This is a genomic window from Allobosea sp. AK1 (assembly GCF_006714945.1).
Taxonomy (GTDB): Bacteria; Pseudomonadota; Alphaproteobacteria; order Rhizobiales; family Beijerinckiaceae; genus Allobosea; species Allobosea robiniae.
Genome location: NZ_VFMG01000001.1, coordinates 402475 through 415665, shown reverse-complemented (window position 1 = coordinate 415665; position 13191 = coordinate 402475). Strand labels below are relative to the sequence as shown.

The 13191-nt window shown below is 67.0% G+C and carries 13 protein-coding genes; 6 read left to right on the top strand and 7 right to left on the bottom strand.

Annotated features, from left to right (window positions below; translation table 11 throughout):
* Window positions 1-74: 74 nt before the first annotated feature.
* Window positions 75-392 (bottom strand): hypothetical protein, encoded by a 318-nt coding sequence (locus tag FHT98_RS02080; RefSeq protein WP_142112064.1) that lies wholly within the window; start codon window positions 390-392, stop codon window positions 75-77.
* Between the two features lie 5 nt (window positions 393-397).
* Here FHT98_RS02080 and FHT98_RS02075 point away from each other — a divergent pair, with 5 nt between their 5' ends.
* Window positions 398-1366 (top strand): glycoside hydrolase family 108 protein, encoded by a 969-nt coding sequence (locus tag FHT98_RS02075; protein WP_142112062.1) that lies wholly within the window; start codon window positions 398-400, stop codon window positions 1364-1366.
* Here the strand turns inward: FHT98_RS02075 and FHT98_RS02070 are convergent.
* Window positions 1275-1964: a GntR family transcriptional regulator gene (locus tag FHT98_RS02070; protein ID WP_142112060.1), complete on the bottom strand. Its 690-nt coding sequence runs from the start codon at window positions 1962-1964 to the stop codon at window positions 1275-1277. The genes FHT98_RS02075 and FHT98_RS02070 overlap by 92 nt on opposite strands.
* A 115-nt stretch (window positions 1965-2079) precedes the next feature.
* Between FHT98_RS02070 and FHT98_RS02065 the strand changes: the two genes are divergently transcribed.
* The 4 genes from FHT98_RS02065 (at window position 2080) to FHT98_RS02050 (ending at window position 6849) form a co-directional block, all read left to right on the top strand.
* A complete protein-coding gene (locus FHT98_RS02065; protein ID WP_248309125.1) occupies window positions 2080-3753 on the top strand; it encodes an IlvD/Edd family dehydratase in 1674 nt (557 codons plus the stop codon).
* A gap of 210 nt (window positions 3754-3963) precedes the next feature.
* Entirely contained in the window at window positions 3964-5274 is a 1311-nt protein-coding gene (locus FHT98_RS02060; RefSeq protein ID WP_142112055.1) for a DUF3137 domain-containing protein, read from the top strand.
* On the top strand, window positions 5271-5843 hold the full coding sequence (locus FHT98_RS02055; RefSeq protein WP_142112053.1) for a LemA family protein: 573 nt from the start codon (window positions 5271-5273) through the stop codon (window positions 5841-5843). Before FHT98_RS02060 ends, FHT98_RS02055 begins: the two co-directional genes overlap by 4 nt.
* A gap of 19 nt (window positions 5844-5862) precedes the next feature.
* Window positions 5863-6849 carry an OmpA family protein gene (locus FHT98_RS02050; RefSeq protein ID WP_142112050.1) on the top strand — a complete coding sequence of 329 codons (987 nt, stop codon included), beginning with the start codon at window positions 5863-5865 and terminating at the stop codon, window positions 6847-6849.
* 73 nt (window positions 6850-6922) lie between these two features.
* Here the strand turns inward: FHT98_RS02050 and FHT98_RS02045 are convergent, their stop codons facing one another.
* The 4 genes from FHT98_RS02045 to FHT98_RS02030 all read right to left on the bottom strand — a co-directional run bounded on the left by FHT98_RS02045 (window position 6923) and on the right by FHT98_RS02030 (window position 10508).
* Window positions 6923-7417: a hypothetical protein gene (locus tag FHT98_RS02045; protein ID WP_113587118.1), complete on the bottom strand. Its 495-nt coding sequence runs from the start codon at window positions 7415-7417 to the stop codon at window positions 6923-6925.
* 13 nt (window positions 7418-7430) lie between these two features.
* Window positions 7431-7688, bottom strand: a complete 258-nt coding sequence (locus tag FHT98_RS02040; RefSeq protein WP_091856629.1) for a hypothetical protein — start codon at window positions 7686-7688, stop codon at window positions 7431-7433.
* Window positions 7689-7777: 89 nt separating this feature from the next.
* The gene (locus FHT98_RS02035) at window positions 7778-8725 is read right to left on the bottom strand and encodes a tetratricopeptide repeat protein (RefSeq protein WP_185745040.1); all 948 of its coding nucleotides are present in this window, start codon (window positions 8723-8725) and stop codon (window positions 7778-7780) included.
* A gap of 67 nt (window positions 8726-8792) precedes the next feature.
* Window positions 8793-10508 carry a caspase family protein gene (locus tag FHT98_RS02030; RefSeq protein WP_142112046.1) on the bottom strand — a complete coding sequence of 572 codons (1716 nt, stop codon included), beginning with the start codon at window positions 10506-10508 and terminating at the stop codon, window positions 8793-8795.
* Window positions 10509-10758: 250 nt separating this feature from the next.
* Here FHT98_RS02030 and FHT98_RS02025 point away from each other — a divergent pair, with 250 nt between their 5' ends.
* Window positions 10759-11154: a (R)-mandelonitrile lyase gene (locus FHT98_RS02025; protein ID WP_061967120.1), complete on the top strand. Its 396-nt coding sequence runs from the start codon at window positions 10759-10761 to the stop codon at window positions 11152-11154.
* 494 nt (window positions 11155-11648) lie between these two features.
* Here the strand turns inward: FHT98_RS02025 and FHT98_RS02020 are convergent, their stop codons facing one another.
* Window positions 11649-13082, bottom strand: a complete 1434-nt coding sequence (locus tag FHT98_RS02020; protein WP_170843354.1) for an undecaprenyl-phosphate glucose phosphotransferase — start codon at window positions 13080-13082, stop codon at window positions 11649-11651.
* Window positions 13083-13191: the final 109 nt, after the last annotated feature.

Genomic DNA, 13191 nt, shown 5'->3' with positions numbered 1-13191 from the left:
CGCGGCCAGCAGCCATTGCGGCACCGTCTCGATTGCGGCGTCGAAGTCAGTGTCTTCGTCACTTAGGGAACGCCTCACAGCGTTATCGCCATCGGCAGCGCAAAGATAATCGCCAGCGCAATGACGATGGCGGTGCGCACCCAGACGCTGGCGCTACGGTTACTCAACAGCACGGCACGCCTCCCTGCTTTTTGTTGACGTAGCGGAACACGGCTGATGGCTGGCAGCAAGACCTTTCGACGACAATCTACCGGCGGCACCTTGACCACGCCGCCGGTAGCGTTCCTGCCGGCCAGGCGAGGCTTGAGCAGGAAGGCCAGCCATCGGCCTCCATTCTGGCAACAACTGGGCAGCGCTTTCGCTGCGTAAAGGCATTTCCACATCCGGAGCATCGATCATGACTGCGCAGAATTTCGCGCCGGCGCTTTCGCGCGCCCTCGTCCACGAAGGTGGTTTCTCGAACCACCCTGCCGACCCCGGCGGCGCCACGATGAAGGGGGTGACGCAGCGCGTCTATGACGCCTATCGCCAACGCCGCCACGTCTCGAAGCGCTCCGTCCGATTGATCGACGAGGCCGAGCTGCAGGACGTCTACCGTCGGCAGTATTGGAACGCGGTCAAGGGCGACAAGCTGCTGGCCGGCGTCGACTATGCTGTCTTCGGCGGCGCCGTGAATTCCGGGCCGGAGCAGTCGGTCAAATGGCTGCAGCGTGCACTCGGGTCGGTGAAGGTCGATGGTCAGATCGGCGAGGCGACGCTCGCAGCGATCGAGCGCCACCTCGATCATGACCGGCTGATCGCCGCCATGCTCGATCGGCGGCTTGCGTTCCTTCAGGCGCTGAAGATCTGGCCGACTTTCCGCAAGGGCTGGAGCGCCCGCGTCGCGCAGGTCAAGCAGATCTGGCAGGCCTGGGCGACGGGTTCGGTCGGGCCGCAGCCGAGCTTTACGGGCGGCAATGCCAAGGCGACGATCGACCAGGCGAAGCCGCTGCCCGGAAAGGGGGCGGCCGATGCGGCGACAGGCGCGGGCGTCGGCACAGGCAGCCTTGCCGGCACGCTGGAGGCGGTGCGCCAGACGCTCGATCCGCTCGCTGCGGGCTCGATCGTGATCGCCAATGTCGTCACGGCGCTCGTGATCGTCGGCGTGCTCCTCAACAGCCTGGCTTCGCAAGTTGCTGGCGAAGCTGCCTCTTCTGCGGATGATCCTGATTTTCCCGGCTCGACGACAATGCTGTCGGCGAACGTGATGCGGAATCACGCTTACTTGGGAGCATTCAAGCGCGGGAAGGGCGCCCGCCGGATCGCCTCTCCACGGCGGCGATATAGGCGTCGCGTGAAGGGCTCAGATGATCGCGGCACAGGCTGACAAGCCGTGCTCTGTCGCCAGCGGCGATCGCCGCGATCATGGCTCGGTGCTCGTCGCGCGCGAGAGCGAGATGCTGGTCGCTCCCAGCGGTGATCGAGCGCACCCCATGGACTTTCTGGGCCATGGCCTGGATCAGTTCGACGAGATGCCCGTTGCCGCACGCCCCGAACAGCGTCTCGTGGAACGTCATGTTCGCCCGAAACGCAGAGCGGGCGTCGCCGATGGCCACCGCGGCGCTATGCGTGTCCTGGATGTCCTCGAGCCGCGAGACGAGGCCGGCAGGCGCGGGGAGGGGAATCTGCTCGGCGGCCAGCGTTTCGAGAGCCACCCTGACCGAATAGATCTGGCGGACGTCGCTGGGGTCCAGCAGCCTCACGACAGCGCCGCGGTTGGGAACGCGCTCCACCAGCCCGACCCTTTCGAGCTCGGCCAGCGCCTCGCGCACGACATGGCGCTTCACCTCCAGCCGTTCGGCCAGGTCTTCCTCGACCAATCGCTCGCGGGGCATCAGCCAGCCGAGCACGATCTCCTCCTCAAGCGTCGCAGTGATGCTGCGGACGCGGTCAGTCGTCTGGAGCTTGAGTAATCTCGCGGGCATGTCACCTTATATCTCTTCAACAGTATTGTTGACAATCCTGGCAACGATATGCATCCGATGATGCATGGCAAAGCACGACGATGATACGCCGCCTCCCGGCCCTGCTGCGCGTGGCATGCGTCGCAATCTCGCGACCTATGGCGACCCGGGCTTCTCGCTGTTCCTGCGCAAGGCCTTCATCAAGGCGGCCGGATTCTCCGACGACGCGCTCGACCGGCCGATCATCGGCATCACCAACACCTTCAGCGATTTCAACCCCTGCCATGGCAACGTACCGCGCCTGATCGAAGCGGTGAAACGCGGCGTCATGCTGGCTGGCGGGCTGCCGATGGAGTTCCCGACGATCTCCATCCACGAATCCTTCGCCAATCCGACCTCGATGTTCCTGCGCAACCTGATGGCGATCGACACCGAGGAGATGATCCGCGCGCAGCCGGTGGATTCCGTCGTGCTCATCGGCGGCTGCGACAAGACCGTGCCGGCGCAGCTCATGGGGGCCGTCAGCGCCGACGTGCCGGCGATCCAGCTGATCACCGGGCCGATGCTGGTCGGCCATCACAAGGGCGAGGTGCTCGGCGCCTGCACCGATTGCCGCCGTCTCTGGGGGCAGCACCGCGCCGGCCAGATCGACGAAGCCGAGATCGAGGTGCTGAGCGGGCGCCTTGCCCCGACCCAGGGCACCTGCATGGTCATGGGCACGGCCAGCACGATGGGCTGCCTTGTCGAGGCGCTCGGCATTGCGCTGCCCGGCACCGGCACCATCCCTGCAACCCATGCCGACCGGATCCGCGCGGCCGAGGCCAGCGGGCGCGAAGCGGTGCGCCTCGCCAAGGGCGGGCCGAAGCCGAGCGAACTTTTGACCGAGGCCGCATTCCGCAATGCGCTGACCGTGCTGCAGGCGATTGGCGGTTCCACCAACGGGCTCGTCCATCTCGCCGCGATTGCACGCCGGGCCGGCCTGGGCATAGACCTAGAGGAGTTCGACGCGATCGGCCGCAAGGTGCCGGTGCTGATCGATCTCAAGCCCTCCGGCGACCATTACATGGAGCATTTCCACTGGGCCGGTGGCGTGCCGAAGCTGATGAAGGGGCTGGGCGAGCATCTCGACCGCTCGGCCGCCACCATCGACGGCCGCACCATCGGCGAGATAGCGGACGCTGCCGAGGAGGTGCCGAACCAGAGCATCATTCGAACGACGCAGAGTCCGGTGAAGCCGACCGGCGGCATGGCAGTGCTGCGCGGCAATCTCGCGCCCGGTGGCGCGGTCATCAAGCACTCCGCCGCTTCCCCGGCCCTGCTGACGCATACGGGCCGGGCTGTGGTCTTCACCTCAGTCGAGGACATGGTCCGTCGCATGGATGACCCGGACCTCGACGTGAAGGCCGATGACGTCCTCGTGCTGACCAATGCCGGCCCCAGGGGCGCGCCCGGCATGCCCGAGGCAGGCTACATCCCGATCCCGAAGAAGCTGGCCCAGGCCGGCGTCAAGGACATGGTCCGGATTTCGGATGCCCGCATGAGCGGCACGGCCTTCGGCACCATCGTGCTGCATATCACCCCGGAATCCGCCGTGGGTGGCCCGCTCGGGCTTGTTCGCGATGGCGACCTGATCCGGCTCGATGTGCCCGCGCGGACGATTGCATTGCTGGTCGACGAGGCCGAACTCGCGCGCCGCAAGGCACAATGGCACCCGCCGGCGCATCTTGCCGAAGAGTCGCGCGGCTACCGCCATCTCTATCTGACGACGGTCCTGCAGGCCGACGAGGGCTGCGATTTCGATTTCTGCTGAACGGCCTCCGCGAAGCGACCGGAGGCGACGGCACCTGCGACATCGATAAGGTCGACGCGCTTTCCGGCGTCGGGCGGTGCGTCGTCTGACAGCGAGGACGGCATCCGTCATCCCCGGCAGAAGGTGAGGCCTGGTCCATCAAACGAGGGACGCGAAGCCTGACGGTTTCCGGCGTGATCGTGCGAGGTGAACCGCACGGATACGCCCTGGATGGAACGTCCCGATCGCCCTGTCACAACGCAGCCCGAAGAGGGCTGGCCGTCTTCGGCGGTCGCGTTGCAACGCCAGCAGCGCAGGGCGAAGCGCATTATGGAACGCATCGCGCTTTTCGTGATCGCGGGGCCGGTCTGCCTGGCGCTGCTCGCCTTTCTGATCTTCTGGCTCGGATCGGATTCCGGCTGGGCGCTCCTCGGCCTTCCGCTGATCGCGCTCGCGGCGCTGGTCTCGCTGGCGCTGCCGCTGCTGGTTCCGGCGCTGTTCGTCCTCGGAGCCTGGGCGCTCTTCCGCAGCTATTACAAGAAGCCTCCGGCGGCACCTGCCGCGGCACTGGTTTCCTCGGATGCTACTTCGCCGCTCGTGGCAGAAGTCACCCTGCTGGAGGCCTTGCGCGGCAAGCTCGCAATCGAAGCTCGGCGGCGGACGCTGCTCTTCGTCCCACTCGGCCTTGCGGCGGCTCTGCTGCTGTATTGGCTGATGATCGGAAGCAGCGGCTCCTCGAAGGGCTCGCCTTTCGTCGCCCTCGTCATCTTCCTGGTGATCGGCGGCGGCGGAGCGTGGATCTGGGCGGTCGGGGGCCCGGGAGGCCGCTACCGGAAGGCCTTCAAGGAAAGCCTGATCCCGCGCCTGCTCGCGGCCCATGGCGAGCTGGTCCACAACCTCGGGGTGAAGCCCGATCTCAGCCGTGCCGTCGCGCTCGGCCTTCTGCCCGCCTATGACGATCTCGATGCCGATGACGGCTTTACCGGGCGCTATCGCGGCCGCCCGATCACGATCAGCGAGATCGCGGTTACCCGCAAGGCGGGCAAGAGCAACCAGACATTGTTCCAGGGGCTCTATGTCGAGCTCGGCGTCTCCACGCCGTTTCGCGGCACGACGATCCTGCGCGACCGGGACGGCCAGCAGCCCGGCAACGGCTTGCAGAGGCTGCGCCTCGAAGACCCGGTCTTCGAGGAGGTCTACGCGACATGGTCGAGCGATCAGGTCGAAGGCCGCGCCGTCCTGACGCCAGCGGTGATGGAGCGGCTGCTCGTGATGGCGGACGGCAAATCCTTCCTGCCGCCGCTCTTCCTGGTCAGCGGCGACAGGATGGTGTTTGCGCTTCCGACCATCATTCCCGGCGCGCTGTTCGAGCCCCCCGGCCTCGAGACCCATGTCGCGGCACAGCAACTCGCCAGCCTCGAAGCCGATTTCGCCCGCGTCTTCGCGCTCGTGGACGCGATGATCGACATGCATGTCGCCGTGCGCGCGCCGCACGAGGCGCTTCCTCCTTCGCCCACACACCCTGCCGGGAGCCCGCCATGACCCTGTTCCTGATCCTGCTCGCGCTCGCCGCCGGCATCATCCTCTATGTCTGGTATGCGGCGATCGTGACGCGCCGGAACAAGGTCGCGGAGACGCTGGGCGGCATCGACGCGCAGCTCCAGCAGCGCCATGACCTGATCCCGAACGTGCTCGCCATCGCCCGCCGCTTCCTCGAACACGAGAAGACGCTGCTCGACCAGATCACGGCGCTCAGGACGCAGGCGCTGCCGCAGATCGGCGAGCGCGATTTCGGGCGGATCGCCGAGAAGTTCAAGGCGGAAGCCTCGCTTGGCGCCGACATGACCCGATTGTTCGCGGTCGCGGAGAGCTATCCCGAGCTGACCTCGTCCGGGCCGATGATGGAGGCCCAGCGCAGCTATGCCGAGGTCGAGGCCAACATCGCTGCGGCCCGGCGCTTCTACAACAGTGCCGTCGGCAATCTCCGCAACGCGGTGCAGATCTTTCCGGGCGGGCTGCTCGCCGGGGCGGCCGGCGTCGGCACCCTGCCGCCGTTCTACGAGGCGGAGGCCGCAAGCCGCGCGCCGGTTTCCGCAGCCGACCATCTGTGACAGTCAAAGAGGTGGGACGATGCCCCGTTCGCTAAAGCTCTTCACGCTCCTGCTGACGCTGCTGCTCGCGTCGCTTGCAGCCGCGGCGCAGGATCATCCGCTGCTCGGCCGCTACGGCGATTCCAAGCAGGTCGGCTACAAGGTCGACGCCTATGACGAGGCCCGCATCATCACCGGCAAGATCAACGAGCGCGGCTCGACGGCGCAGGACGGGCCGGGCTGGGCCCTGATCGAAGGCAAGATCACGACGCTCTACTACATCCTGCCGGCAGGCCGGACGAGCCTGGAAGCCCAGCGCAACTACGAGGCCGCGCTGAAATCCAAGGGCTTCGAGATCGCCTTCACCTGCTCGACGGAAGGCGGAAGCTGCTTCAACGAGGGGCCGTTTCCCGGCCTTTTCCTCGGGCTCGCGCTCGATGGCCGGGTCGACATGCCCAAGCTCCAGCTCGGCGATCTCGTCCGCAATTACTTCGGCAAGGGCAATGGCCGCTATCTCTACGCCAGGCTGAACCGGCCCACTGGGACGGTGCATGTCAGCCTGGCCTTCTCCGATGACGAGAGCCGGGGGCGGGCGGTGATCGCCCGCGTCATCGAGAGCACGACGATGGATACCGGCATGATCAAGGTCGTCGAGGCCGACGAGATGAGCCGAAACCTCGATGCCCAGGGCCGGATCAATCTCTACGGAATCCTGTTCGATTTCGACAAGGCCGAGATCAAGCCGGAATCGCAGCCGCAGCTCCAGCAGATCGCGGCGCTTTTGAAGCGTAATCCGGCGCTCAGGCTCGATGTCGTCGGGCATACCGACGGGCAGGGCGGGGCGGCCTACAACCTCAAGCTCTCCGATGCGCGCGCCTTTGCGGTGGTCGCCGATCTCGCGATGCGCCACGGCATCGACCGGACGCGCCTCAACCCCGTCGGCAAGGGCATGGACCAGCCGATCGCCTCCAACGCCGACGAGGCCGGCCGGGCGCAGAACCGCCGGGTCGAGTTGGTGAAGCGATAACGTTCTCGCGAAAGGGCGGCGTCGTTGCGGGCATCGCCCGGAACAGCGCCGCCCTCATCGGGGCGACTACGCTTCAGATGTTGTGCAATTCGGCGATGAGGATGGCTTCCCAGTCCGTATTGTTCTTGGCCTCGCCCTTCGCCGGCCACTGGATGTGGATATGGGTCAGGTGCTCGAAGGCGATCCGGTCCATGGGCTTGGCGGTCGGCTTGGCAAACCGGGTCTTGTAGATGCCCTCGGCATCCCATTCACCCTGGTCATAGACCATGAGGTTCCAGGCCATGTCCTTCTGGCAGCGCAGGAAGGCATCGACCAGCCGATAGCCGATCTCGCGTTCGCTCGACCATTTCTCGAAGTTGGGCGGCTCCCAGGCGTAGATGATGATGTCGAGGGCCCGACCCGTATTATGGGCGTCGTCGGCCGCGCCGCGGCCGGCTTTCTGCAGGCGGCCCTTGCGAACCTCCTTGTGGGTTTCCTTGTCGTAATGGTCGAAGGCGAGCGACTGGAGCACGCCCGGGCCATGTGCCTTGAGGACGCGCTCCAACGCTTCGACGGCTTTCGCGACCATGGCGCGACGGGCCTCAGCGCCTGCCGGGCCGTCCGCGGCGCCCCCAGCGGCGCGCGGCGGCGACGCGATGGCGCCACCATCCGCCGGCGCGTCGGCGGTGGGTGAGGCGCCCCACCAGCAGCGAGAATTCGGCGTCGGTTTCAGGGGCTGCCGCGAGGGCTTGGTCGAGGGACAGGCGCGACGGCGCGGCTTCGGCAGGCGCTGTCAGCGCTGCGGTGGCGCCACTGGCGACAAGCCCGGCGAGGGCGATCAGAAAATCACGGCGTTGCATGGCGGAATCTCTCCTGTGAAGGATGAGATACTGCGCTTCCTCCGTTCGAAATAAGTCATCCAAGTGGATGAGATCGTTGAATTTTATTACTAGCGCATGCGGCAGGAACGCCTCAGGTTCCTGGCGGCGACATCGTCTCCCAGCGTCGAGCCTTCGCGCCAGTATTCGCAAGCCTTGGTGCGGTCGCGGGGCACGCCCTGGCCGTTGGCGTAGAGCACGCCCATGTTGGTGTAGGCGCCCGGCGTTTTCGCCGCGATGGCGCGCTGGTAGTAGTCGCGCGCCTTGGCATAGTCGCGCCGGACGCCGCTGCCCTCCGCATACATTGCACCGAGCTGGACCAGGGATTCGTTGAGCCCGGTTCCGGCGGCACGCTCGTAGAGCGCCATGGCGAGGCCGGAATCGCGCTTCACCCCGGCGGCGCCGCGGCGCAGGATGCTGGCGAGATCGTGCATCGCTCCGGCATGGCCGAGTTCGACCGCCTTGCGCAGATAGGTGACGGCATCGGCGGTGTTGCCGCTTTTCTGGATCGCGCGGCCGAGCTGGAAATAGGCGCGTCGCGGCGCACCGGCCGTATCCACCGCCTTGCGGCAGGCGCGGATGGCGGCCCCGGCATCGATGGCCGCGAAGGTGACGCCGGGGACGCTCGCCGGCTTCTCGGGATCGGCCGCGGCGGCCGCGGCACGGTCGCAGGCCTCCAATTCGGCGGAGGAGCCGGCGGTCGGATCGGCATTGCCGATGACGACGGCGCGACCGGACCCCTGGTCGACGGGTTTCGGGACGGGGACAGCACCCTTCAGGCTCGCGATCCTGATCTCGGCCAAGGCCTTGTAGATGCCGGTGAAGCGGCCAGCACCGACCTGGTCGAGATAGGCCTGGTACATGGCGGGATCGCTGCTGGACTGGATGCTCTGCCAGAAGATGTCCTCGGCCGAGAGCTGCGCCTGCGCGATGCGCAAGGGCGCCGGGGCGGCGGCCAGGGGAAGCGTGCCGCCGGCCAGGGCCGTCAGGATCAGGGCGAGGGAACGTGCGGACGACATGGCTGCTTCCTTCGGCATCGGCTTGCCGGCTCCGTGCCGGCGTCTCGCCTGCGGGCGATCGGCGGCGCTATCGCCCGGCGCAATTGGCTTTCTCCCCGGCGACGGAGGCGGCGTTTCCGGCCGCTGCACCTTGCCTGAACAACTCGCAGGCCTTGCCGATATCCCTGAGGACGCCCCGGCCGTTGAGATAGGCGGCGGCCAGCTCCGGATAGACCGTCGGCTCCTGAAGCTTGAGCGCGAGATTGTAGAAGGCGACGGCCTTGGCATGGTCGCGCCCGGTGCCTTGCCCATTCGCATAGATCAGGCCGATGCGGACGACCGCGCCGCTGATGCCGGAATCGGCGGCGCGGTAGAACAGGGCGAGCGCGCGGGATGCGTCGCGGGGCCTGTCCTGACCGGCGAGAAGCTTGTCGGCCAAGGTGTAAAGGGCGAGCGGGTGGCCGAGATCGGCTGCCTTCTGCAGGAAGCGGGTGGCGTCGACGCGGTTGCCGTTCGCCTCATAGGCGCGAGCGAGCTGGTAGAAGACGCGCCGGGGCGGCGCCTGCGCATCGGCTGCCCGCGCGCAGGCGGAGATGGCCTGGATGGTGTTGCCGGCGCTCAACTCCCCGCCTGCGATGTCGGCCGGTTTCTCGGTGTCGCGGCTGTCGGCGGCAGTGCGGTCGCAGGCGGCGATATCGGGATCGCTGGATGGCGCCGGGGACGAGGCGGCCGGAGGCGGCTTCGGTGGCGCCATCTCGATGCGGGCCGGCGGGGAGGGCGCGCCGCCGCGCAGCGCGATGAGACGCAGTTCGGCGAGTTTGCGGTAGGTGCCGCTGAAGGTGTTGCCACGGACCTGCGCGAGATAGGCCTCGAACATGGCCGGCTGCATGCTGCCCTCGATCGATTGCCAGAAGACGTCCTCGGCGGCGCCGGGCCGGGGCTGTCGAGGCGCGGGCGCATCGGATTGGGCGAGGAGCTCCGGCTTTGCGGCCGGCAGCGCGCCGGTCAGGTTCACGCGGCCGACGATGCCGTCGTAATAGGCCGGGATCTGCTCGTGGCCGATGCTGCGGGCGAGGTCACGGACCTTGGCCTGCGTCTCCTTGGCGATGTCGATCAAGGTGAGGTCGGTGCGCTCGACCAGGGGCAGGAAGCTGCGGACGAAGATCGAGGTCGCCGCCGGATCGTTCGGCGAGAGCTTGTCCAGCGCCTGCTGCTTGGAGCCGGCCGAGAACATGATGAAGACGCCGTTCGAGGCATCCATGCGGGCGAGCCCCTGCGAACCGACGAGCGCGCGCGTGCCGGGGCGGGCGAAGGGATTGTTGCGGCAGGCATCGAGAATGGCGACCACGGTGCCGGCGCCGCGTGCCTGCAGGCGGTCGATGATCTCGGCGGCGTTGAAGGCGGCGTCCTTGACGAGCCCGGATTCACCTTCGCGGGCAGCGGGCACGTCGACCGGCAGCAGCCAGTTCTGGCCGTCGATCTCGAAGCCGTGGCCGGAATAATGGAAGAGCACGGTGTCGCCGGGGGCGATGCGCCCCTCGATCGCGGCCAGCGCGCGGCTGATCTGGCGCTGCGTGCCGTTCTCGACCAGCTCGATCTCGAAACCGGCGCGCTTCAGGGCGGCGCTCATCGCCCGCGCGTCGTTGACGCCGGCGCTCAGCGGCGAGATTTCCTGATAGGCGTCGTTGCCGACGACGAAGGCGAGCTGTTTTGCCAGGGCCGCCGCGGGTAGGCCGATCGCGGCGAAGGCCGACAGGAGCGTGCCGGCGATCCAGGCGATCCATGAAGGGCGATCTCTTGCCATCGTCCGATGGATGCAGGCCGGACCTCCCGCTGGCTTCCTTCATTTGAACGATGCCGTGCGTGAATGCGGGAAGGGCGGAGCGAGGCGTGCCATCCCGAGGTGGTTTTTGGCGTGCTTCCCAGGGCCGCCACGGGCTGTTCGCAAGGTTGCCTGATACGCGCGGCGGCGACAGAGGCTTCATCGCACTGGATTCCCGGTCGCGACGGCGGCATGCTCCTCGAAAATCCGGATCGGAGCGAGGAGCAGTTCATTGGACATCACGCGCGCAGGCTCCCGGCCTTCCGGGAAGGGGCCCTCGGACTGGTTCACCGGAGCGGTCCGGATCGATCCGCTCTGCAATGCGCATGCGGCCGAGCGCGTCCAGGGCGCCAGCGTCACCTTCGAGCCCGGCGCCCGCACGGCCTGGCATACGCATCCCCTCGGCCAGACGGTGATCGTCACGGCCGGCCTCGGCCGCGCGCAATGCTGGGGCGGGCCGATCATGGAAATCCGGCCCGGCGACGTGGTCTGGTTCCCGCCCGGGGAGAAGCACTGGCACGGTGCCTCTCCGGCCACCGCGATGACGCATATCGCGATCCAGGAGGTTCAGGACGGCAAGGCCGTCGACTGGATGGAGCAGGTCTCCGACACCCAATATGGCGGGTAGCGACAGTCGCGGTCACTGGCGCGCCCGTTGGGGAGCGCTCGTATCTTGTGCTTTTATTTTGTTGCGAATTGGATCATTGATATATGCGTGGTTTAACGCCTGCGTAACCTTACGAGAGAGTCATGCGACCCGAACGCGTGCAACGGTTTCCCGCACCTGTTCACGCCCCCGGCTTCGGCCGACGGCCGCAAGCGGCGAACGATAATGAACCGGCGAATTCCGAAAGCATCGCGAGCATCGTGATCGGCCGCTCCCTGCTCGTCGGGGCGGCGCTGCTGGTCATCGCGCTTCTCGCCGGCTGGGGCTTCTGGCTCGGCCGCGCCGTATGGCGCCATTTCGCCTGACCGGGTGCCGATGCAGTCTTCCGGTTCGCCGATCAGGGGCGGGCTGCCACGCGCTTGCCACGCGCCTCGCCGCCGCGACCCGATGATCCCGGCCGTTGATCCTGCACCGGCTTCTTCCGAAAACCGCATGCCACGTTTCAGGCCGATGCTTCAGCGGGCGTTGGCGAAGGCCTTCCGGCTCAGAACGGTCCGGAACAGGATCCGGATGTCGAGCCAGAACGACCAGTTGTCGATATACCAATGGTCATAGGCGACGCGCCCGGCCATCTTGGCGTCGGTATCGGTCTCGCCGCGGAAGCCGTTCACCTGTGCCCAGCCGGTGATTCCCGGCCTGACATTGTGGCGGCGGGCATAGTTGGCGATCTTGCGCTCGAATTCGACATCATGTGCCAGCGCGTGGGGGCGCGGGCCGACAAGCGACATGTCGCCGGCGAGGACGTTCAGGAACTGCGGCAGCTCGTCCAGGTTGTAGCGTCGCAGCAGATGGCCGAGGCGCGTGATGCGGGGATCGTTGCGCTTGGCCTGAACGACGACCTTGCCGTCATCGGTGGTGGTCATCGTGCGGAACTTGAAGATCCGGAAGGCCTGCTGATTGAAGCCGTAGCGCCGCTGGCGGAAGAGCACGGGGCCGGGTGAATCGAGCCGGATCAGGACCGCGATCAGGAGAAGCAGCGGCAAGGTCAGGATGATGCCGCAGGAGGCGGCGACGATGTCGAAGGCGCGCTTGGCCGCGACTTCCACCGTCGAGAGCGGCTGGCGCGTCAAGCGCAGGCTCGACAGCGTGCCCGTATGTACGACATGCGCATTGCCGAAGCGCTCCATGATCGGCTCGGGCGCGAGATGGATCGCGACCGGCAGGTTCATGAAGGCGTCGACGCAGGCCGTGATGGCTTCCTGCTCGGACCAGGGGACGGCGATGAAGACCGCGTCCGGTCGCGTCATCCGGCAGTTCGCGACGGCGGCTGTGAGATCGGCGGCAAGCGCGGCTTCGCCGCCCGATTTCAGAAAGGCGACGTCGGTGACTGCGAAGCCCATATGCCAGGGCTTGTGCCGTGAAACGAAGGACATGATGTTCGCTTCCCGCCCGATGAGAAAAGCGCGCTCGGCGGTGATCCGTCCGCTCCGGCTGCCGGCGGCGACCAGCCGGACGACGGCCGAGCGGGACAGCGCAATGACGGGGATGCCGCAGAGATAGGTCGCGACCATCACGATGCGTGAATAATGGTCCGCGATCTTGGCGAGGAACAGCAGGGCCAGGAAGGCGACGAGGGTGATGTTCCAGACGGCGAAGGCCGAGCCCATCTGTCCCCGCGCCGAGAGGTAATTCGCGATCTGATAGCGTCCGCGCATCAGATTGACGAAGACGAACAGCGTCGCGAGCATCGCCGCCAGCTCCCGCGTGGAGCGGTCGACGCCCGGCAGGCCGGTCGCACCGAGGTGATAGGCGAAGGACACCGCATAGACGAGGGAGGCGACAACTGCCGCATCGCAGGCCGCCGTCAGGGGGCCGAGCCAAAGCCGCCCGAGACCCGCATAATTGTCGGGCAGAGCCTGCGGCATATCGCTCAGATCATTGACGCTCATCTCTCTCCCGCCCGGCTTGCGCATGTTCCGTCGCGGCACGATGTGCCGGTCTGGAGCATGGTGGGAGCAGAGTGGCAAGGCGCATGCCGCGGCGATGCGGGCCAGTTTG

Excerpts from the sequence above, each read along its gene's own strand:
- FHT98_RS02080 (WP_142112064.1), bottom strand. The coding sequence starts at position 392 with ATGCTCCGGATGTGGAAATGCCTTTACGCAGCGAAAGCGCTGCCCAGT.
- FHT98_RS02075 (WP_142112062.1), top strand. The coding sequence starts at position 398 with ATGACTGCGCAGAATTTCGCGCCGGCGCTTTCGCGCGCCCTCGTCCAC.
- FHT98_RS02070 (WP_142112060.1), bottom strand. The coding sequence starts at position 1,964 with ATGCCCGCGAGATTACTCAAGCTCCAGACGACTGACCGCGTCCGCAGC.
- FHT98_RS02065 (WP_248309125.1), top strand. The coding sequence starts at position 2,080 with ATGCGTCGCAATCTCGCGACCTATGGCGACCCGGGCTTCTCGCTGTTC.
- FHT98_RS02060 (WP_142112055.1), top strand. The coding sequence starts at position 3,964 with ATGGAACGTCCCGATCGCCCTGTCACAACGCAGCCCGAAGAGGGCTGG.
- FHT98_RS02055 (WP_142112053.1), top strand. The coding sequence starts at position 5,271 with ATGACCCTGTTCCTGATCCTGCTCGCGCTCGCCGCCGGCATCATCCTC.
- FHT98_RS02050 (WP_142112050.1), top strand. The coding sequence starts at position 5,863 with ATGCCCCGTTCGCTAAAGCTCTTCACGCTCCTGCTGACGCTGCTGCTC.
- FHT98_RS02045 (WP_113587118.1), bottom strand. The coding sequence starts at position 7,417 with ATGGTCGCGAAAGCCGTCGAAGCGTTGGAGCGCGTCCTCAAGGCACAT.
- FHT98_RS02040 (WP_091856629.1), bottom strand. The coding sequence starts at position 7,688 with ATGCAACGCCGTGATTTTCTGATCGCCCTCGCCGGGCTTGTCGCCAGT.
- FHT98_RS02035 (WP_185745040.1), bottom strand. The coding sequence starts at position 8,725 with ATGTCGTCCGCACGTTCCCTCGCCCTGATCCTGACGGCCCTGGCCGGC.
- FHT98_RS02030 (WP_142112046.1), bottom strand. The coding sequence starts at position 10,508 with ATGGCAAGAGATCGCCCTTCATGGATCGCCTGGATCGCCGGCACGCTC.
- FHT98_RS02020 (WP_170843354.1), bottom strand. The coding sequence starts at position 13,082 with ATGAGCGTCAATGATCTGAGCGATATGCCGCAGGCTCTGCCCGACAAT.